This window comes from Paeniglutamicibacter cryotolerans, assembly GCF_014190875.1.
Classification (GTDB): domain Bacteria; phylum Actinomycetota; class Actinomycetes; order Actinomycetales; family Micrococcaceae; genus Paeniglutamicibacter; species Paeniglutamicibacter cryotolerans.
Genome location: NZ_JACHVS010000001.1, coordinates 2092234 through 2111257 on the forward strand (window position 1 = coordinate 2092234; position 19024 = coordinate 2111257).

The window sequence follows — 19024 nt, forward strand, 5'->3', positions numbered from 1 at the left end:
GAGCTCGATTCAACACGCGCAGCAAACGGCTGAAAAGGGCCGGCCATTTTCGCGCCACGACGCTCCCGACAGGGCGATGTCGAGAATGATGCTCAAGGCCCGGGGGAGGGGGGCCGCAGCCCGCCGGGCCGTGGCGGTGATCCTGGGGCCGGTGGTGTTGTCCCTGGTGGCTTCCGGCTGCGTTCCGGCCGACTCCACCCCGGTGTTGACCTGGTACACCACGAGTGACGACGGTGGGCAGGCGGTGCTCGCGGCTCAATGCACGCAAGCAGCCCAGGGAGCCTACCGGATCCGGACCTCGGGGCTGCCCACCAGCGCCGATGCCCAACGCGAACAGCTGGCGCGGCGCCTTGCCGCATCGGACACCTCCATGGACATCATGAGCCTGGACCCGCCGTTCATTCCCGAATTCGCCGAACCCGGATTCCTCGCCCCCGTTCCCTCCGATATTGCCGCGCGCACCACTGCCCATTCGCTGGCGGGAGCCAAGGCCGGGGCCAGTTGGAAGGGTGAACTGGTCGCCATCCCTTTCTGGGCGAATACCCAATTGCTCTGGTACCGCAAGTCGGTGGCCAGGAAAGCCGGGTTGGACATGTCCCAGCCGGTCAGTTGGGAACAGCTCATGGATGCCGCGCAGTCCCAGGATAAATACCTGGGGGTCCAGGGCAAACGCGGTGAATCGATGACCGTTTGGGTCAATGCCCTCATCAAGGGTGCCGGCGGCGAGATCCTGGCGAACCCCGAGGCCAAGCCCCGGGACCTGTCGCTCGGACTGGATTCGCCGGCGGGGACCGAGGCCGCGCGGATCGTCTCGCGCATCGGCCGGCAGGCACTGGGCGGGCCGGGGCTTCCCACCGCGTCCGAGAACGAATCAATGCTGCTGTTCCAGGGCGCGAAGGGTTCCTTCATGGTGAACTGGCCGTTTGTCTGGCCCGCGATGAACGCCGCCGTGAAGGCCGGGAACCTGAACGAATCCCTGCCCGATGACATCGGCTGGGCGCCGTACCCGCAAACGGTGGCCGGCACCCCGTCGGCCCCGCCCCTGGGCGGGATCGACCTGGGGGTCGGTTCGGCCAGCAAGCACCCCGACCTCGTGTACCGGGCCATCGAGTGCATCGTGTCACCGCAGAACCAGACCGAATACTTCCTGGGCAACGGCAACCCTCCGGCAGACTCCACCGCCTACGAGGATCCGAGGGTGGCCGAGCAGTTCCCCATGGCCCCGCTGATCCGCGACTCGCTGGAAACGTCGGCGCCCCGGCCGCAAACACCCTATTATTCGGAGGTCTCCACGGCGCTGCAACGGTATTGGGCCCCGCCCGGGGACGTCGACCCGGCGACCACTCCGCGGCTCACCGGTGAATTCATCCTGCAGGTCCTGCACGGGGAGCGGTTGTTATGAGCGTGGATACGCGGCGGCGCTCCTCCGCAGGAAGGGCTGCCCAGCCGGTGCGCAGCGAACGCGTCCGCGCCGAGGCCCGGTTGGGGTGGTGGCTGGCCGGTCCGGCCTTCGTCGTCATGCTGGCCGTGACCCTGTACCCGATCCTGCAGGCCGGCTGGGATTCGCTCTTCCATTTCCGGCTCACGGCCCCCGCGGACAAGTCCTTTGCCGGGGCCGCCAACTACGTGAACATCCTGGGCGATCCGTTGTTCTGGCAGTCGCTCGGCGTGACGCTGCTGATCACCGTGGTCACCGTCGCCGTGGAGCTGCTGCTGGGCTTCGCACTGGCCTTGGTGATGCAGCGGGGGCTGAAGTCGGTGCGGGGACTGGTGCGCACGGCAATTCTCATCCCGTACGGCATCATCACCGTGGTTTCGGCGTTCTCTTGGTTCTACATGTTCGATATCTCCTCCGGGTTCGTCAACAGCTGGTTCGACTGGGTGCCGGGCATCGGGCCGGAAACCAACTGGTTCGCCGGGACGTGGGGTTCGTTGTTCGTGGTCATCGCCTCGGAGATCTGGAAGACCACGCCGTTTATTTCGCTGCTGCTGCTGGCCGGGCTGGCCCAGGTTCCCACCGAGCTCGAAGAAGCAGCGGAGGTCGACGGGGCCACCTGGTCCGAGCGGATGGCCCGGGTCGTGCTGCCGAACATGAAGGCGGCGATCATGGTCGCCGTGTTGTTCCGGGCCCTTGACGCGTTTCGGATCTTCGACAACGTCTTCATCATGACCAACGGAGCCTATGGAACCGAGGTGCTCTCGCTGCTGGCCTACCGCACCTCGATCGGGCGGCTGGAGATCGGGCTCGGCTCGGCCATTTCGGTGCTGCTGTTCCTGTGCGTGCTGCTGATCTGCTTCATTTCCATCAAGGCGTTCAAGATAGATCTGGCCGGGACCCGGGGGGGAAAATAATGGCGATCTCAACGGCCCGGGAAAAAGCCACGTGGATCATCATCACGGTGGCGGTGGTGATCTACGCGTTGTTCCCGGTGGCCTCGATCCTGGCCACCAGCTTCAAGGCGCCCAGCGACCTGGCCAACGGCACGTTCCTGCCCCGCGAATTCTCCACGCTGAACTACGAGCAGATCCTGATCGGTGACGCCCAGGGGCTCTTCCTCACGGCGTTGCGCAATTCGATCGGCATCGCGGTGATCGCGACGTGCATCGCCGTGGTTCTGGCGACGCTGGCCGCGTACGCCATTGCCCGGCTGGAGTTCCGCGGCAAGAAGCTGATCCTGACTACCGCCTTGGCCGTGTCCGTTTTCCCGGTGATCTCCATCGTGACACCGCTGTTTAATATCTGGCGCTCGATCGGCCTCTACGACACCTGGCTCGGGCTGATCATTCCCTACCTTTCGCTGACGCTGCCGATTTCCATCTGGACCTTGGCAGCGTTTTTCCGGCAGATCCCCTGGGAGCTGGAGCAGGCGGCCCAGGTCGATGGGGCGACGCCCTGGCAGGCCTTCAGCAAGGCGATCGTCCCGCTGGCAGCACCCGGGGTCTTCACCACGGCCATCATCGCGTTCTTCATTGCCTGGAACGACTTCGTCTACGGCATCGCGCTGACCTCCACCGAGAGTGCACGCACTGTCCCCGCGGCGCTGGCGTTCTTCACCGGGGCATCCCAATTCGAATCACCAACCGGCGCGATTTCCGCGGCGGCCATCATCGTCACCCTTCCCGTGGTGGTCCTGGTGCTGGCTTTCCAGCGGCAGATCGTTTCGGGACTGACCCAGGGCGCCGTCAAGGGCTGAGGCCCTGCGAGGCGTCATCCAAGGAGCGGAAACCCATGGCATCGATCACGCTGAAGAACCTGGTCAAGAAGTACGACGACGGGTTCCCCGCGGTCAACGACGTGAGCATCGAGATAGCCGACGGCGAATTCGTGATCCTGGTCGGCCCCTCGGGCTGCGGCAAATCCACCCTGCTGCGCATGATCGTCGGGCTGGAGGACATCACCAGCGGCGAGCTGAGCATCGGTGGCAGGCGCATGAACGATGCGGCGCCGCGGGAGCGGAACCTGGCGATGGTGTTCCAGAACTACGCGCTGTACCCGCACCTGAGCGTCTTCGAGAACATCGCTTTTCCGCTGCGTCTGGGCAAGGCGAAGGCCACGAAGTCCGAGATCAGGTCCCGGGTCACCGAAGCCGCGTCGATGCTTGAGCTCACCGAGCACCTGGACCGCAAGCCGGCAAACCTCTCCGGGGGACAGCGCCAACGGGTGGCCATGGGCCGGGCCATTGTGCGCCGGGCCGAGGCGTTCCTCTTTGATGAGCCGCTCTCCAACTTGGATGCGAAGCTGCGCGGGCAGATGCGATCCGAGATCCTGCAGCTCCAGCGTCGACTGGGCACCACCAGCGTGTACGTGACCCACGACCAGACCGAGGCCATGACCTTGGGGGACCGGGTGGCCGTGCTCAAACGTGGGGTCCTTCAGCAGCTGGCCTCTCCACGTGAACTCTACGAACAGCCGCTGAACCTGTTTGTGGCCGGGTTCATCGGATCCCCGTCGATGAACTTCCTGCCTGCCACGGTGCAGGGGACCACGCTGCGGACCCCGTTCGGCGACCTAGAGATCCCGGCGGAGAAGGCTGCCGCAGCATCGGGGAAACCGGTGGTGTTGATGGGCGTGCGGCCGGAGTCCTTCGAGGATGCGGAGCTGGTTCAGGATCAGGTGCGTGGCCACGGGTCGACGTTCACCGCGCGGTTGACCCACACCGAATGGCTGGGCAACGAGCAGTACGGCTACCTGCCCTTTGAAGCGACCGCCGAGGTCCGGTCCCTGCTCGCGGGGTTGGCCCGGGACCTGGATGCCGAGGAGCTCAAGCCGCAGCTCGTGGTGACGTTGGATGCCGCAAGCCGGATCAGGGGAGGACGGGATGTGCTGCTGTGGCTGGACACCCGGCGGATCCACCTCTTCGATCCGTCGACCGGGGAGAACCTCACCCGTGATGCGGCAGCCGGGGCCGAGTTGACCGCCGCGGCAGCCAGCGACAGGGCCGAGGAGCTGGCCCGCGCCCGGCAGGGCTAGCGGGAGTTTCCTAGCTAATCACTCCGATAGTCATGTCACACCTAGTCAGTGTCGGTTTTTAGTGACCGGAAATGTATGACCTAACTTTTCTTCGGGGCCAGCTTGGCGAGGTTGAAGATTTCGGCAAGGTTGGCGTGGGTGTCGATTTCTTCGGTGAGCATGCGCCGGGCCTTGGGGCGGCCTCCGGTGGAGGGGTAGATCATCACGGTTTCGCCGATGCTGGCCAGTCGTTCGAGCAGTTCTCGTACGGAGTGGTGTTCGCCGGCCTGTTCGACGTCGCGGCGCATGAGGTGGGCGATCTGCAGGGCCAGGACGCAGGTGAAGGTGTGGATGCGGATGTTGTGTTCGGTCCAGTGGTTCATGGGTGAGAACGAGACCACGTGGGGGTCCTTGAGCTGCCGGAACCCGAATTCCGCGTCCGATTGGGACCGGTAGGCGTCGACCACCTCGGCCACCGGCCAGTTCTCGTGGGTGGTGACCAGGATCCTTTTCCCGAACACCTCGTCTTCCAGCTCCTTGCGTGCGGTCTCGTTGACGCTGACGGAGAGCCTGTGGGTGGCCGGTGTGGTGCCGGTGACCTCGCAGAGCAGGACGCGCTGGAGCCAGGAGTCGCGAGTGATCGATTTGATGTGCTCGGCCAGCTCTCCGGTGGTGCGGCGGGCCTTTCCGCGGGCCAGTGTCTCGGCGAGGTCCGCGAGCTTTGCCTGGGCCTTGGCCAGGGTTTGGGCAAAGCCTGCGGCCTGCTTTTGGTGCAGTGTCGGTGAGTGGGTGAGGATCACCCGGCGCTCGGTCCCGTAGACATCCCTACGGGACTCCACTGCGCTGAGCCCCTCGAAGCGTTCCTCCTCCATGATCACGCGGTCCTTGGCCGGTATCTTGAGCAGGTCCGTGACCTGGGAGGGTGGGATGGAGCCGACGAAGGCGAGGTCGGTGTCGGTGACGCGGGTGAAGTTGGAGGCCGAGTTCTGTCCGGCGTCGAACACCACGGTGACTTCCGGGTTACCGGAGATCCCGGCGGTTTCGGCGAGCTTGCGGTGCCGCGCTCCGAGCGCGTCGATCATGAGCGGGAATTGGGTGACGTCGGGTTTGTTTCCCGGGTAGGCGTGGGCGAGCAGCGGGATGCCGCCGTCGCGGGTGATGACCAGTCCCAGGCCGACCAGGCGCAGGTCGTTGCGTTTCTGTTTGGCCTTGCCGCGTTGGGCGATCGGCGCTTTCTCGTTGGTGGAGTCGATGTAGGTGGCGAAGTTGGTCATGTCCAGGGCCAGGGCGGAGATGTCCAGGTTGAATTCGGTGATCATCGCCAATGCGATGCGTTCCTCGATCACCGCGAGCTGTTCCAGGGTGACCTTGTGCATGGCGTCCCAGAAGCGCCGGTGGTCCAGCACGGACGCGGGGATCTTGGTGAAGCGGTCCGCCGCGGTGGTTTTCCACCAATCACTGAAGCCGGCCTTGGAGGTGGGTGCCACGACCCGGTTCAGCGCCGCCAGGGACAGGTAGGTGCCTACCGAGGCACCTGCGTCCGTGCGGCGTGGGCCAACGGCCTCGTCGATAATCCCGGCGATGTCCAGGCGTTGCAGGATGCCCCAGACCGCGGCGGAATCCCCGAAGCCCAGGTGCCGCGTTTTCTCTGGCACGGTTGCGGCTTCCTTGGCGTCCAGGAGCTTTTCGATGTCCTTGGCGCTTCCCAGGTACCGCTCGGAAACCATCTTCGGCTTCCCGTCCACCCGCGCCATCTCACGCAGGTACCAGTACACGTTGCCGTTGATCGTTTTCTTGTAGAGCGCCATGTCATAAATCATACTTTAGGTCATACATATTTCGGCAGATGGAAGGCCCCGACACGCCGCTGATTCCGCGGTTTATTTCTTGTCGGGGCCTTCGAAAACGAAATAGCTAGGAAACTCCCGCTAGGGCCTCTCGCCCGTCCCGGCGTCGGCGTCGGCGTCGGGCGCCCTACCGTCCTTCTCCCTCTCCTTGCCGCCGCCGGAGCCCGCCGATGCTGCACCGAGGCCAAGCATCGCCCCGAGCAGGCCGGCGCCCGCATCGGTGCTCAGCACGCTGATGGCCATGAGCGCTCCGACGATGCCGAGCCCGAATAGCAGGACCACCATGCGGCCCCAATTTTCGATGGCGAAGGGGAGCGAGGGGCGGGCCGATTTGACGGGTTCGACGTGAACTGCGAACGGTGCGATGGCGGCTCCATCGGCCTCGGCCTGGACCACCGACGTGCCGGATTTCTTGAAGGTGTATTTGAGGTAGCCCTCGCTGAAACCGGCGACCTCCTTGTCATCGACCGACCAGGTGACCTGCTGCGGGTCACCCGTGGAATCCCGGATCGGCGGGCTGATGGTGAATACCATTTCCTGGCCGGGGGTACAGGCGCTCGCGCCGATGATCCGGGGGACTGGATCATCGGCGTGCCCCGGCATCAACTCACGGGGAGTCGCCGCCACGGGTTCCGCAGCGTAGGTCGTGCCCTGCTTCAGGGCGCTGCCCATGAAATCAATGAGGAGCTTGTGGTAGCGCAGGGCGAAGTACAACGCGGCGGCGATCACGATCATCGAAGCACCGAGGAAGACGACGGGCAGGATGGCGTTCGGCGCGCTGCCCGGCACTTCAGGGGTGGCTGGCGTGGTGGCGGCGCTGGCGGACGCTCCGGGAACGAGCATCGCCAGGCTGCTGGTCGCCACAGCGCCAGCAACGAATAATCCCCTGCCCAAGATGCGAAGCTGCATGGCCGTTCCCCCTGTTCGGTGGTGCCGGCCGCCAGCTGGTGGTACCCGGTCAGGGAATTCTGGGCCGGGGCTAGGGGGAAGTCAATGCCGCCACTCGCGGGGAGGCGCAGTATCGGCCACCGGCCGGCATGCGCCCGGGAATGAATTCGATTCCGTGTCCGTTTCATATGCAAACGCATTTATTTTCGAGTGTCAGGAATCCATCATGACCCAGTCCATCGTCGTCGTCTCCGGAGGCCTCGGCGTTCCGTCCACCAGTAGGATGCTGGGCGACCAGATCGGTGAGGCGGCCCGCGCGGCGCTGGCCGAACGCGGCATCGGAGCGGGCGTGGGAACCATCGAGCTGCGCGACTTCGCGGTGGACATCACCAACAACATGCTCACGCGCTATGCCTCCCCGCGACTGGCCGAGATGATCGACACCGTCACCGGAGCCGACGGCCTGGTCATTGTCAGCCCGGTGTTCACCGCCTCGGTCAGCGGATTGCTTAAGTCCTTCCTCGACGTGCTTGATCCCCAGGCGCTCGAGGGCATGCCGGTGGTCATGGCGGCGACCGGCGGCAGTGCGCGGCACTCGATGGTGCTCGAGTTCGTGATGCGCCCGATCTTCTCCTACCTGCGGGCCGCGATCATGCCCACGGGCGTCTTCGCCGCGCCCGAGGACTGGGGATCGGACACCGGGGGCGGGCACCTGGCTGAGCGCGCAGCCCGGGCCGGCGCGGAGCTGGCCGCCGCCATCGAAGGCGCGGCGCCCACGCGCAGGCGGGAAGAGCCGATGACCTCGCTGCCCTTCGAGCAGCTGCTGGCAAACATCCGGCCGGGAGCCTAGCCACAGCTAAAACGAGGGGCTGGCCCCGGAGTACTCGGGGTCGTCCTCGTCGAACTGGTCGGGTCCGTCGATGGAGGCGCCCATCCGGTGCAGCATCCCGGCCAGCACCGGCCGCGGCGTGGCGAAGTTCAGCCGCACGAATCCGCGTCCGGCCTGCCCGCACAGTGCGCCATCGGTCAGGGCCAGCTGGGCCTGCTGCCTGAAGAACCGCACGGGATCCGGGCCGAGGCCCAGTTCCGACACGTCGAGCCAGGCCAGGTAGGTACCCTGCGGTGCGAGGTAGCGGACCCGGGGCAGGTGCTCGGCCACGAGCCCGCCGAGCAGGTCCCGGTTTCCCTCCAGATAGCCGAGGACCTTCCCGAGCCAGGCCTGGCCGCCATCGTAGGCGGCCGCCGTTCCGGCCAGACCGGGGGTCGCCGCACCGTGCTCGGGAACGATGCCGACCCGCGCCCACAGGGTCCGGTCGGCATCGTTGGTCAAGACCAGCTGGGCGCATTTGAGCCCCGGGATGTTGAAGGCCTTGCTGGCAGAGATTCCAGTGATGCTGTGCCCGGCCGCCGTATCGCTGATCGCGGCATAGGGATGGTGTTCGTATCCGCCGTACACCAGCGGGGCATGGATCTCGTCGGCGAAGACGCGCGATCCGGTGTGCTCGACCAGACGGGAGATCCGCAGCAGTTCGGCTCGCGTGTAGACCTTGCCGATCGGGTTGTGCGGGTTCACCAGCACCAGCAGGGCCCCGCCGGAAAGCGCGGACTCCAACCCCGCCCAGTCCAGCTCCCAGCCGATCCCGGTGCGCAGCATCGGAACCTGGATGCTGCGGCGGCCGAAGCGGGCGGGGGTATCGATGAAGGGCATGTAGGCCGGGGTGAGCAGCACGACGGGGGCATCGGGCCGGTGTGCGGGGGAGAAGTGCATGATGGCTGCGTCGAAGGCGGCGCCGACGTTGGACAACGGACGGATCTGCGCAGGGTCCAGCCGCCACCCGAAGCGGGCGTCGAGCCAATCGGCGGTGGCCTCCTGCAGCGAAGAGACCAGGTAGGCAGGGGCGTATCCGACCAGGCCGGAGGCGATGGTCTGCGCCGCGGCTTCCAGGACCCCGGGGGCAGTGCCGAAGTCCATTTCCGCTATCCATGCACCGAGGGCCTCCTGCTGGCCGGTCCACTTCAGCGAACCGCCGCGGCGCAGCTCATCGACGGTGATCCGGTCAAAGGGGTGGGCATCCATGGGAACCAGCATAGGCTTTGCCGTCCCCGTGGCAGAAGGGGGTCTTATCCGGCGGGGCCCATCCTCCCGGCCAGGGGCCGATCGGGTAGATTGGGCAGCGAACCGCGACGAGGGAGGGGTGGGAGGAGCAGGGCATGTCGACTGGGCGTAACGAGAGCATCGAAGAGCGGCTGGACCGCAACTGGGCCGATCTCATGCAGGAACTGCGGGTCATGCAGACCGGGGCGCAGATCCTCACCGCTTTCCTGATCACGCTGCCGTTCCAGGCCCGGTTCAGTGAACTCGATGCCTTCCAGCGGGACTTCTACCTGGCGCTGCTGGTCTTCTCGGTGCTGCTCAGTGCCCTGATCCTGACCCCGGTCGCCGTCCACCGGTACTTGTTCGGCCAACGGGTCAAGGTCACCACGGTGCACCAGGGACACCGGATAGTGAAGCTCGCGCTGCTCGGTGTCGGCCTGCTGATCAGCGCATGCGTGGTATTCATCGTCCAGTTCCTGCTGGGCTGGATCTGGGCCGCCGGGATCGGCGTGGTGGTGGTCGGCCTCGTCGTGTTCCTGCTTCTCCTGCTGCCTCGAATCATCAAACCGATGTCCTCCGTGGCGCCACAGGACGACGATAAGCTCGGCCCGTAGCCGCGCGCCACACGCACCTGACCCGTTGAAGGAACCATGACCTCTCCCCGCCTTGAAATTGCCGTCCAAGACACCGCCGGTGCCCGCATCGCCAGGGAACACGGCGCCGACCGCGTCGAATTGTGCCAGGGCCTGGGCCTGGGTGGGCTGACCCCGAGCCAGGGGCTGATCGAAGCCTGCGTGGCCGAGGGCATCGGCGTGCACCCGCTGATCCGCCCGCGCGGCGGCGGCTTCAGCTATTCGCCCCTGGAAACCGAGGCCATGCTCATCGATATCCGCCGTGCCGTCGCCGCCGGTGCGCGCGGGGTGGTCATCGGGGCGGTCTGCGCGGGGGATGCCGGGCTGGATTCCTCCGTGCTGTCCACGCTGATCGCGGCGGCCCGCGAGACGGCGGCGGATACCGAGATCACGGTGCACCGCTGCGTGGACGTGCTGTTGGGGGCCGGGGCCGATCCCGCGCAGCTCGTCGGGCAGCTGATCGGCCTGGGCGTCGACCGGGTGCTCAGCTCCGGCGGGGCATCAACCGCCGGGCGCGGGATCGGTGTTCTGCACCTGATGCATGAGGCGGCCGACGGGCGCCTGCAGATCCAGGCCGGTGGCGGTGTCCGGCTCGAGGACATCCCGGCCCTGCTGCGGCTCGATGGCATCCACCTCTCGGCGCGCACCTCCGTCAGCACCGGGGCCAGCGGCCCCGGTGGCGGTGAGAGCGCCTACGATGCCACCTCGCCCGAGCTGGTGGCCGCGGCAGCGGCCGCCCTCGTGGCCCCGGGGCGAGCAGCGAATCCGGATGCGAGTACGATTTCGGACTCGGATGTGAGTCGGGCCACGTAAGCGGATACGATGGCCCGGGCGGAATGCCGAAACCGGATCGTCAAGGTCCGGGCCGCACTCACACCGCCCTCCACCCTTTGGATCGACCCGGGAGGCTAGCACCCGAATGCTCAACGATGAGACCATCACCCAGATTGCCGACGAACTCGTCCGCGCGGGACAGGACCGTGTACCGGTGAAGCGGCTCACGGCCCGCTTCCCCGACATGACCGTCGAGGATTCCTACCGCGTCCAGGACCTGTGGCGCCGCCGAAGCGAGGCCAACGGCCGCGTCCTGGCCGGCCGCAAGATCGGGCTGACCTCCCGCGCCATGCAGATGGCCACCGGCATCACGGAACCTGACTACGGGATCATCTTCGATGACATGGTGCTCGATGGCGGCTGCACCGTCGAATGGGACCGCTACACGCACCCGCGTATCGAAATGGAACTCGCCTTCGTGCTGAAGGAAGACGTCTCCGGGCCCAACGCGAACATCTTCGACGTGCTGCGCGCCACCGAATACGTGGTTCCCGCGCTGGAGATCCTCGATTCGCGCATCGAGATGGAGGGCCGCACCATCGTCGACACCATCAGCGACAACGCGGCCATGGGCGCCATGGTCATCGGCGGCAACCCGATGAAGCCCGACGCCATCGACCTGCGCTGGGTCTCGGGCATCCTCTACAAGAACCAGATCGTCGAGGAAACCGGCGTCGCCGCCGGCGTGCTGAACCACCCGGCGGCCGGCGTGTACTGGCTGGCGAACAAGATCGCCGCGCACGGCGACGTGCTCAAGGCCGGGGAAATCATCCTCGCCGGCTCCTTCACCCGCCCGATGTGGGTCGACAAGGGCGATACCGTCCTGGCCGACTACGGGCCGATGGGAACCGTGGCATGTCGTTTCGTGTAGATCCCGATCCGTCGTTCCGCGACGCCCTCGAAGCGTCCGACCGCTCGCTGGCCGGTATCTGGGTCTGCTCCGGTTCCCCGCTGGTCGCCGAGATTTGCGCCGGTGCAGGCTTCGACTGGTTGTTCATCGACGCCGAGCATTCGCCCAACGGACTTGAATCGGTGCTCGCCCAGCTGCAGGCGGTCCGCGGCTATCCGGTGGTGCCCGTGGTCCGACCGGCGGTCAACGACGTGGTGCTGATCAAGCAGTTCCTGGACCTGGGTGTGCAATCGCTGATCGTGCCGATGGTCAATACGGCGCAGGATGCCGCGGCCGCGGTCTCCGCGGTGAACTACCCGCCACTGGGCGTGCGCGGCGTCGGTTCGGCGCTGGCCCGCTCGGCCCGCTGGAACCGCATTCCGAACTATCTGACCCGCGCCTCCGAATCGATCACGCTGATTGTGCAGATCGAATCGGCCGAGGCGGTTGCCAACGTCGAGGCCATCGTGGCGACTGAGGGGGTGCACGGCATCTTCATCGGTCCCTCCGATCTTGCCGCCTCCATGGGCGTCATCGGAGAACAGGACCATCCGGAGGTGGTTGCGGCCGTCGAGAAGTCGATCGCTGCGGCCAAGGCCGCCGGCATCCACGTTGGTGTCAACGCTTTTGCCGAGGGCCCGGCCCGCCGCTACATCGAGCTGGGTGCCGACTTCGTCGGTGTCGGTGCGGATGTGGCGCTGCTGGCCCGCGGCTCCGAGTCGCTGGCAGCCAAGTTCGTGCCAACGGAAACGGCCATGCCGGGGAAGCCCGCCAGCTACTAGATGATTGATTCCAAGGGGTGACAGCGCGGGCAAGGGTGTCCAGAATCGAGATGTAATACCCAACATTCGAACCTGGAGAGTTCCGATGGCTCCCGATCTGGACACCCTTGCAACAGCACTGTACGCCTGCGCGGACGACTTTCTGAAGGCCAATCCGCACCTGCTCCCGTGGCGTCCGGCCATCGGCTTCGGGCCCCGGATCAGCGACGCCGAACTGGTCACCATCGCGGTCCTCCAGGCCCTGCTCGGCTTCACCTCCGAACGCCGCTGGCTCCGCCAATCCCATAACGACCTGCGCCGATGGTTCCCGGACCTGCCCCAACAACCCGGATACAACAAACGGCTGCGGAAGCTGGGCGGGACCCTGCAGGCTCTCAACGAACACCTGGCCCACACCACCGGGCTCTGGTCCGATGAGCTGTGGCTCGCCGATTCCACCCCTGTGGAATGCGGGCGCTCCCACACCACGGCCCACCGCTCCGAACTGGCCGGCTGGGCCGAATACGGGTACTGCGCCTCGCATTCACGGTGGTTCTGGGGGCTGCGCCTGCACCTGCTGTGCACCCCGACCGGACTGCCGGTCGGCTACGCGCTGACCGGGGCGAAGGCCGATGAGCGTGAGACCCTGCTGGGCATCCTGGAAAACCTGCCCACCCCGGTGGAGCCGGGACAGATCATCATCGCGGACAAGAACTACTACGGGAAGGCCTTCGAGCAGGACCTCTCCGAGGCCGGGATCACCCTGGTCCGTCCGACCCGTCAAGGTGAGAAACCCCGTCCCGGAAAGAGTCTGCTCAAGCCACTGCGTCAGGTCATCGAGTCAATCAACGACACCCTCAAGGGCCAGCTGGACCTGGAGGCCCATGGCGGGAGGACCATCGCCGGGGTCACCGTGCGGGTCCTGCAACGCATCCTCGCGCTGACCGTGGCCATCTGGCACAACCTGAACACCGGTTCCCATCCACTGCGGTCGCTGACCGCCTATGACCATGAACCCTTGGAATCAATCATCTAGGGTTTCACCGGTCCGCGGGGCGGCCTCCACGTTCAAGGTGGGTGCCGCCCCTTGCCGTCCCCTGAGGCTTCAGCCACAACGAATTACTTCACGCAATGACATGTGCCCCAAGTGCTCATTGCAGACCAGGGCAGTGCATTCCGGCAGTGGCTTTTTTGGAATCGATTCAATGGCCGTTAGCTGCAAGCGGATCCCATGACAATTACAAAAGGGTTGATTCTCACCCTTTGGATGAAGCCACTGGGATGCGGACCCGGACCAGGGAGGGCTCGTGGTGGATCGATTCGCCGACGTCGGTGTCCTCACTTCGGGCGCAAAAATGAATGATGTTCAGTTAACCCCTGTTGCCGGCGGTTACCAGGCACTATCCTGAAGAGGTTCAGGGGGCTGCCTTGAGCCGGCAGCAGCTTCCGGGGGAAGCAGGCTCGGCACCGTGAATGCACTGCGCGCTGTTGTTTGGGGCTTGCGCGCCAGTCTCGCTTAGCGGGGCAGCGTCCGGGGCCGCTTCTTGGGGAAGCGGCCCCGGTACGCCGCGCTACCTGCCTGCGTCGAGCCTGCCGCCGAAGTCATCGGCTATCGCCTGTGCCGCAAGCAGCATCTGCGGAATGATCTCTTCATGGATCGTGGCCTGATCGCTGCGGTGGGCCTGCACCGAAACGTTCAGGGCGCCGAGAACTTCGATGCCGCGGCGCACCGGAACCGCCACACCGCGCAGTCCCTCGTCCAGTTCCTGGGCTACCAGGGACCATCCCTGCTCGCGTACCCGGTTCAGCTCGGACCGCAGCTGTTCGATCGAGGTCACCGTCTTGGCGGTGAAGCTATGCAGCCGGGTGTGCTCGAGGCGTTCCTCCAAAACGGCATCGGGAAGTTCTGCCAGCAGCACCCGGCCCATGGACGTGGCCCAGGCCGGCAGCCGGTTACCGATGTTCACCGTGACAGACTGCAGTCGCGGGGCCGGAACCCGCGCCACATACAAGACATCCTGCCCGTCGAGGGTGCTCAACGTCGTCGTTTCATCCAGGCGCAGGGCCAGATCCCGCAGGTGCGGGGCGGCGACCTTGGTCAGCGACAGGCCGGAAAGGTACGAGGCACCCAGGTCAAGGACGCGGGGAGTCTGCACGAAGCTGTTCCCCTGGACCCGCAGGTAGCCCAGGTCGGCGAGGGTCAGCAGGAACCGGCGGGCGCTGGCCCGGGTGACGCCGACGGCCGTGGCGGCCTGGGTGACGGTGAGCGATGGCCGTTCGGGAGTGAAGGCCAGCAGCACCGACAGGGTCTTCTCAGCCGATTTCACGAAGTAGTCGGGAAGGTCTTCAGCCACGGATCGGAGCCTGCCTTTCATCGGGCGGACCGCTCAAGCGGTGCGCAGTCGGTTGCGTTCGAACTGGGATGCGAGGCGGACCGTGGCATTCGGTGCGCCGTAGCCGTCGTAGCCCCCGCGGCGCTCCACCACCTCGAGGAACAGCTCGCCGACAGTCTCCGTATAGAAGTGGAGGAAGTCGCCGTGTTCGTCATGATCATAGAGCAGGTTGAGCTCCTCGAGGGTTGCCAGGTACCCGGGATCCATCTCGAAGCGCGCGGCGAGGTCCTCATAGTAGTTGTGCGGGACGGGCAGGAAGTCCATGCCACTGGCCCGAGCCCGCCGAGCCACGGCAACGATGTCGGTGGTGGAGAACGCGATGTGCTCGGGGTAGGCGTGCGGTGCCGTGGCCGATGCATCGGAGGCATGCGGGACGATGTTCAAGGCGAGCCGTACCGATCCGTCGGCGGTGCGCATGACCTGGCTGCGCACCAGGCCCATCGGCGAAGGGACCTCGGTGGCCGGTAGTGCGTCCAGGCACAGCGTGGAGGCATAGAAGAGGACGGATTCGTCGAATGCCTGCCAGGGCTGGGCCAAATTGATGTGGTCCACGGCGGTGATCAGTGCCCCGTCCGGATCGTGGGCGTGATGCCCGGGCAACCCGAATTCCTCCATCCAGGCCGGCTTGTCGGTGACGCGGCTGAAGAAGACCTCGGTGGCGTCGGGGGCGCTGACCCCGTGCAGCGCCTGTTCATCCGCCGTGTGGTGACGGGGAACCGGACGGGCCTTGAGGGCCCGGGCCCGCTCGCCGCTGAGGAGGGGATCGGCCACCTGCATGCCGAGGGCCGAAAGCATGGGGGAGGTATCCCGGGCGCGCTGGGAATTGATGATGACCCGGGCGCCGCCCTGGACCCAGAGCTGGACCGGCTTGCGGCGGTGTTGGCCGCGGAATTCGAAGCCGAGGTGGGCGAGCATGTCGGCCACCGCTTCGGGCTCGTCGGTGCGCACCTCGGCGAAATCCACCGCCGCCGGTGCGGCTCCGGCCGGCAGCGGCGTCAGTTCCATCACCGTGGGTTCCCCCGCCATCGCCGTGGCGACGCGGTCCTGGAGCCAGAGCAGCGAACGCAGTCCGTCGACGGCGGTGCGTTCGACGTCCGACTGGCGGAAGACGTCGTTGAAGATCTCCAGCGACACCGGACCGTCATAGCCCGAGCGGACCAGATGCACCATGAAACCGGTCAGGTCGAAGCCGCCTTCGCCGGGGAAGACGCGGTAGTGCCGGGACCAGGAGAGGGTGTCCATGCTCAATACCGGGGCGTCGGCCAGCTGCACGAAGAAGATCTTTTCCGGGTCCAGCTCCGAGATCCCCGCGGGGTCGTCCCCGCGCGAGAGGATGTGGAAGGAATCCAGGCAGGTGCCGACGTTGGGGTGGTCTACCAGTTCAACGATCCGGTAGGCGTGGCGGTAGGTGTTCACGAACCGGCCCCAGGCCAGGGCCTCGTAGGCGATCCTGATCCCGTAGCCCGCTGCCAGTTCTCCCAAGGTGCGCAGCTGCCTGGCGAACAGGTCGTCGTCGTCGATCGTTGCCGTGCCGACGTTGGTGCACAGCAGGACCACCTCGATGCCGAGGCGGTTCATCAGTTTGAACTTGGCCTCCGCCCGATGCAGGTTCCGGGCGAAGGTCCCTTCATCGACGCCCTCGATGTCGCGCAGCGGCTGGTAGAGGTCGAGGCTCAACCCCAGGCGCGCTGCCAGGGCCCTGATCTCCTCGGGGGAGAGGGGGGAAACCATCAAGTCCGGTTCGAAGATTTCGACGCCGCCAAAGCCCGCCCGGGCACAGGCAAGCATCTTCTGTTCGAGCGTGCCCGAGATGCAGACGGTGGCGATGGAGGTGCGCATTAGAGGCCGCGCTCCAGCATGGACAGGAAATGCGAGCGCATGCGTTGTGCGTCCGGTTCGAGCCCGGTGATCAGGCGGAAGGCGTCGACTGCCTGGCCTACGGCCATGTGTCCGCCGTCGAGGGTGCGGCAGCCGGCAGCACGGGCAGCGACGATCAGTTCGGTGTCCACCGGCCGGTAGACCACGTCGGCGACCCAGTGCCCGGGGTCAAGCAGCGAGACGTCGATGGGGCTGCCTCGGTGCTGGTACATGCCGATCGGTGTGGCGTTGACCAGTCCGTTGGCTGCCGCGAGTTCGGCGGGGATCCCGGCGGGGGTGGCCGCACTGATGGTGGAGCCGGGGAAGGCAGCCGACAGTGCGGCGACGCGCTCGGCGACGCGCGCCGGGTCCAGATCGACCAGCACCAGGTGCCGGACCCCGGCGCCGAGCAGCGCGTGGGCCACTGCCGCGCCGGCGCCGCCGACACCGATCTGCAGCACCCGCTCCAGCGGAACGCCGGGCAGTCCGGTGCGCAGTGCCTGGGCGAAACCGGTGCCGTCGGTGTTGTGGCCGATGAATTCCCCGTCGCTGATCAGGACGGTATTCACCGCGCCCAGCGCGCGGGCGTCGGCGGTGAGCCCGTCCAGGTGTTCGAGCACCAGCTGCTTGCAGGGGTGGGTGATGTTCAGGGCGTTGTAGCCCATGTCGTGGGCGGCGCGCAGCAGCTCGCCGACATCGCTACCCCTGCGTTCGATGGCCGTTAGGTCGATCGGGCGGTAGAGGTAGCGCAGGCGATGGTGCTCGGCCTCGGCCTCATGCATCGGCGGAGTCAAGGAGGGGGTGATGCCCTCGCCGATCAGTCCAACCAGGTATGACTCGTTCTTGGTGCTCACGGGGTGAATCCTTCTCTGCACCGGTTGCCCACAGTGCTTCAGTGTGTGATCTGGATCCAGCGTAAAGCATCGTACGTAATACGTACAGGTGTGCGCAATTCGTACAAATATGTTAGCGATAAATGACGGGACCACAAAGCGTGGTGCGTACATCCGGGAAGGGGTTCATGATCTGTCGCGAACTTGGGCGGCATCGGGTCTGGTTGGATAATTGAGGGGCTCCGACGCCTCTTGGCCACCGGCAATGCATGCCGGTGGACGCCCGGCCACCTGGTCAATTCTCCCCGAGTCCACGCGTCGGCGGCTTGCCACTTGCGCTTCAGTGAGCTAGGTTACAGATTGTTCGATTTAAGCACACTTGTACGGATAGCGCACAAATGGGCTTAGAGCTCACCACCAGCACCGATGGGGATGCCTGCCGACAATCCGGCCTGCATCCCGGGCCATCCGCACCGGCCACATTCATTCTCACTGGGCACAGCACGTGCCCGATGACCACGAATACAGGGGTTCCCCAATGAAGAAGACCATCATTCGTTCCGCCGCGCTGCTCGCAGCCGGCCTGCTGACCGTCACCGGTTGCGCCTCCACCGCCAAGAGCACTGCCGAGGGCGTCGATTTCCCGGGCAAGGACATCCGCCTGATCGTGCCGTGGGCTGCCGGAGGCTCCGGCGACCTCACGGCACGCACCATCGCTCCGCTGCTGGAGAAGGACCTGGGCGTCAGCGTCATCGTTGAAAACAAGCCAGGCGCCAACGGTTCGGTGGCCTACAACTGGCTCGCCGAGCAGAAGCCCGACGGCTACAACCTGTCCATGATGGGTGTCGAGGTCGCCACCTTGCAGTTCATGGACTACGACATCAAGCCCGAGAACTACGCCCCGATCGGCCAGGGCCTCTCCGGCCCGGGCGCCATCGCCGTCCCGGTCGACTCCCCGTACAAGACCCTGCAGGACCTGGTCGATGACGCCAAGGCCAAGCCGGGCAAACTGACCTTCTCCTCCCCGGGCATCGGCTCGGTCTGGGATTCCCCGGCCGCCGGCCTGCAGCAGCTGGCCGGCATCAAGCTGACCTCGGTGCCGTTCGACGGCTCGGCCCCGGCCGTTGCCGCTGCGGCAGCCGGAGACGTGACGTTCTCCATCGACGCCATCGGCTCGCAGAAGATCCAGGTCGAGGGCGGCAAGCTGCGCTACCTGGCCATGCTCACCGATGAGCGCGACCCGAACAACCCGGATGTGCCCACCGCCAAGGAGTCGGGCGTGGACCTGAAGAACGCCTCATGGGTCGGCATCATGGCCCCCAAGGGCACCCCGGAGGACGTTGTCGCCAAGCTCTCCGACGCCATGGAGAAGGCAACGGCCGATGCCGGCTACCAGGACGTCATCAAGAACTCGAACCTGGTGCCGACCTCGCGCAATGCAGCCGACATGGCTACCTTCATCCAGGACGAGGCCAAGCGTTACGGCCCCTGGATCGACTTCGCCAAGAACAACACCAAGTAGCCCGGTGCCCGTGGCAATAAACA

Annotated in this window: 17 protein-coding genes; 11 read left to right on the forward strand and 6 right to left on the reverse strand. The window is 66.0% G+C overall.

From position 1 onward, the window contains the following. Positions 1-88: 88 nt before the first annotated feature. From E9229_RS09690 to E9229_RS09705, 4 genes are read left to right on the forward strand one after another with little or no spacing between them, the layout of a single operon-like run. Complete coding sequence (locus E9229_RS09690) at positions 89-1402, forward strand: extracellular solute-binding protein (protein ID WP_183511988.1); 1314 nt, start codon at positions 89-91, stop codon at positions 1400-1402. Then, positions 1399-2352: a carbohydrate ABC transporter permease gene (locus E9229_RS09695; protein WP_183510999.1), complete on the forward strand. Its 954-nt coding sequence runs from the start codon at positions 1399-1401 to the stop codon at positions 2350-2352. The genes E9229_RS09690 and E9229_RS09695 overlap by 4 nt, the downstream gene beginning before the upstream one ends. After that, positions 2352-3194, forward strand: a complete 843-nt coding sequence (locus tag E9229_RS09700; protein ID WP_246380451.1) for a carbohydrate ABC transporter permease — start codon at positions 2352-2354, stop codon at positions 3192-3194. The genes E9229_RS09695 and E9229_RS09700 overlap by 1 nt, the downstream gene beginning before the upstream one ends. Before the next feature lie 35 nt (positions 3195-3229). Further along, a complete protein-coding gene (locus E9229_RS09705) occupies positions 3230-4471 on the forward strand; it encodes an ABC transporter ATP-binding protein (RefSeq protein WP_183511000.1) in 1242 nt (413 codons plus the stop codon). Positions 4472-4551: 80 nt separating this feature from the next. Here E9229_RS09705 and E9229_RS09710 read toward each other — a convergent pair whose 3' ends face one another. Both E9229_RS09710 and E9229_RS09715 read right to left on the reverse strand, forming a co-directional pair. Beyond that, entirely contained in the window at positions 4552-6258 is a 1707-nt protein-coding gene (locus E9229_RS09710) for an IS1634 family transposase (RefSeq protein ID WP_183511802.1), read from the reverse strand. Between the two features lie 120 nt (positions 6259-6378). After that, complete coding sequence (locus tag E9229_RS09715) at positions 6379-7206, reverse strand: hypothetical protein (RefSeq protein ID WP_183511002.1); 828 nt, start codon at positions 7204-7206, stop codon at positions 6379-6381. A 205-nt stretch (positions 7207-7411) separates the two neighbouring features. Here E9229_RS09715 and E9229_RS09720 point away from each other — a divergent pair, with 205 nt between their 5' ends. Continuing rightward, positions 7412-8035 (forward strand): CE1759 family FMN reductase, encoded by a 624-nt coding sequence (locus tag E9229_RS09720; protein WP_183511003.1) that lies wholly within the window; start codon positions 7412-7414, stop codon positions 8033-8035. A 6-nt stretch (positions 8036-8041) separates the two neighbouring features. On the opposite strand, the gene E9229_RS09725 is transcribed toward E9229_RS09720, so the two are convergent. Further along, the gene (locus E9229_RS09725; protein WP_246380452.1) at positions 8042-9274 is read right to left on the reverse strand and encodes a MalY/PatB family protein; all 1233 of its coding nucleotides are present in this window, start codon (positions 9272-9274) and stop codon (positions 8042-8044) included. Between the two features lie 122 nt (positions 9275-9396). On the opposite strand from E9229_RS09725, the gene E9229_RS09730 reads away from it, so the two are divergent. The 5 genes from E9229_RS09730 to E9229_RS09750 all read left to right on the forward strand — a co-directional run bounded on the left by E9229_RS09730 (position 9397) and on the right by E9229_RS09750 (position 13432). Next, positions 9397-9894 carry a DUF6328 family protein gene (locus E9229_RS09730; RefSeq protein WP_183511005.1) on the forward strand — a complete coding sequence of 166 codons (498 nt, stop codon included), beginning with the start codon at positions 9397-9399 and terminating at the stop codon, positions 9892-9894. A 36-nt stretch (positions 9895-9930) separates the two neighbouring features. Beyond that, positions 9931-10725 carry a copper homeostasis protein CutC gene (locus E9229_RS09735; protein WP_183511006.1) on the forward strand — a complete coding sequence of 265 codons (795 nt, stop codon included), beginning with the start codon at positions 9931-9933 and terminating at the stop codon, positions 10723-10725. 106 nt (positions 10726-10831) lie between these two features. Continuing rightward, positions 10832-11617 (forward strand): 2-oxo-hept-4-ene-1,7-dioate hydratase, encoded by a 786-nt coding sequence (gene hpaH / locus E9229_RS09740; protein WP_183511007.1) that lies wholly within the window; start codon positions 10832-10834, stop codon positions 11615-11617. Next, positions 11602-12417: an aldolase/citrate lyase family protein gene (locus E9229_RS09745; RefSeq protein WP_183511008.1), complete on the forward strand. Its 816-nt coding sequence runs from the start codon at positions 11602-11604 to the stop codon at positions 12415-12417. Before hpaH ends, E9229_RS09745 begins: the two co-directional genes overlap by 16 nt. An 85-nt stretch (positions 12418-12502) precedes the next feature. Beyond that, complete coding sequence (locus E9229_RS09750; RefSeq protein WP_183509723.1) at positions 12503-13432, forward strand: IS982 family transposase; 930 nt, start codon at positions 12503-12505, stop codon at positions 13430-13432. Between the two features lie 535 nt (positions 13433-13967). On the opposite strand, the gene E9229_RS09755 is transcribed toward E9229_RS09750, so the two are convergent. The 3 genes from E9229_RS09755 to E9229_RS09765 are packed head-to-tail and all read right to left on the reverse strand — an operon-like array spanning position 13968 to position 17500. Next, complete coding sequence (locus E9229_RS09755) at positions 13968-14750, reverse strand: IclR family transcriptional regulator domain-containing protein (RefSeq protein ID WP_312855656.1); 783 nt, start codon at positions 14748-14750, stop codon at positions 13968-13970. Positions 14751-14783: 33 nt separating this feature from the next. Next, positions 14784-16628: a bifunctional sugar phosphate isomerase/epimerase/4-hydroxyphenylpyruvate dioxygenase family protein gene (locus tag E9229_RS09760; protein WP_183511010.1), complete on the reverse strand. Its 1845-nt coding sequence runs from the start codon at positions 16626-16628 to the stop codon at positions 14784-14786. Next, entirely contained in the window at positions 16628-17500 is an 873-nt protein-coding gene (locus E9229_RS09765; protein ID WP_183511011.1) for a shikimate dehydrogenase, read from the reverse strand. Before E9229_RS09765 ends, E9229_RS09760 begins: the two co-directional genes overlap by 1 nt. Before the next feature lie 517 nt (positions 17501-18017). On the opposite strand from E9229_RS09765, the gene E9229_RS09770 reads away from it, so the two are divergent. Beyond that, positions 18018-19001 carry a tripartite tricarboxylate transporter substrate binding protein gene (locus E9229_RS09770; protein WP_183511012.1) on the forward strand — a complete coding sequence of 328 codons (984 nt, stop codon included), beginning with the start codon at positions 18018-18020 and terminating at the stop codon, positions 18999-19001. Positions 19002-19024 lie beyond the last annotated feature (23 nt).

Coding starts and splice junctions, on each gene's coding strand:
- E9229_RS09690 (WP_183511988.1), top strand. CDS start 89: ATGCTCAAGGCCCGGGGGAGGGGGGCCGCAGCCCGCCGGGCCGTGGCG.
- E9229_RS09720 (WP_183511003.1), top strand. CDS start 7,412: ATGACCCAGTCCATCGTCGTCGTCTCCGGAGGCCTCGGCGTTCCGTCC.
- hpaH (WP_183511007.1), top strand. CDS start 10,832: ATGCTCAACGATGAGACCATCACCCAGATTGCCGACGAACTCGTCCGC.
- E9229_RS09730 (WP_183511005.1), top strand. CDS start 9,397: ATGTCGACTGGGCGTAACGAGAGCATCGAAGAGCGGCTGGACCGCAAC.
- E9229_RS09700 (WP_246380451.1), top strand. CDS start 2,352: ATGGCGATCTCAACGGCCCGGGAAAAAGCCACGTGGATCATCATCACG.
- E9229_RS09735 (WP_183511006.1), top strand. CDS start 9,931: ATGACCTCTCCCCGCCTTGAAATTGCCGTCCAAGACACCGCCGGTGCC.
- E9229_RS09725 (WP_246380452.1), bottom strand. CDS start 9,274: ATGCTGGTTCCCATGGATGCCCACCCCTTTGACCGGATCACCGTCGAT.
- E9229_RS09715 (WP_183511002.1), bottom strand. CDS start 7,206: ATGCAGCTTCGCATCTTGGGCAGGGGATTATTCGTTGCTGGCGCTGTG.
- E9229_RS09705 (WP_183511000.1), top strand. CDS start 3,230: ATGGCATCGATCACGCTGAAGAACCTGGTCAAGAAGTACGACGACGGG.
- E9229_RS09760 (WP_183511010.1), bottom strand. CDS start 16,628: ATGCGCACCTCCATCGCCACCGTCTGCATCTCGGGCACGCTCGAACAG.
- E9229_RS09745 (WP_183511008.1), top strand. CDS start 11,602: ATGTCGTTTCGTGTAGATCCCGATCCGTCGTTCCGCGACGCCCTCGAA.
- E9229_RS09750 (WP_183509723.1), top strand. CDS start 12,503: ATGGCTCCCGATCTGGACACCCTTGCAACAGCACTGTACGCCTGCGCG.
- E9229_RS09770 (WP_183511012.1), top strand. CDS start 18,018: ATGAAGAAGACCATCATTCGTTCCGCCGCGCTGCTCGCAGCCGGCCTG.
- E9229_RS09695 (WP_183510999.1), top strand. CDS start 1,399: ATGAGCGTGGATACGCGGCGGCGCTCCTCCGCAGGAAGGGCTGCCCAG.
- E9229_RS09710 (WP_183511802.1), bottom strand. CDS start 6,258: ATGGCGCTCTACAAGAAAACGATCAACGGCAACGTGTACTGGTACCTG.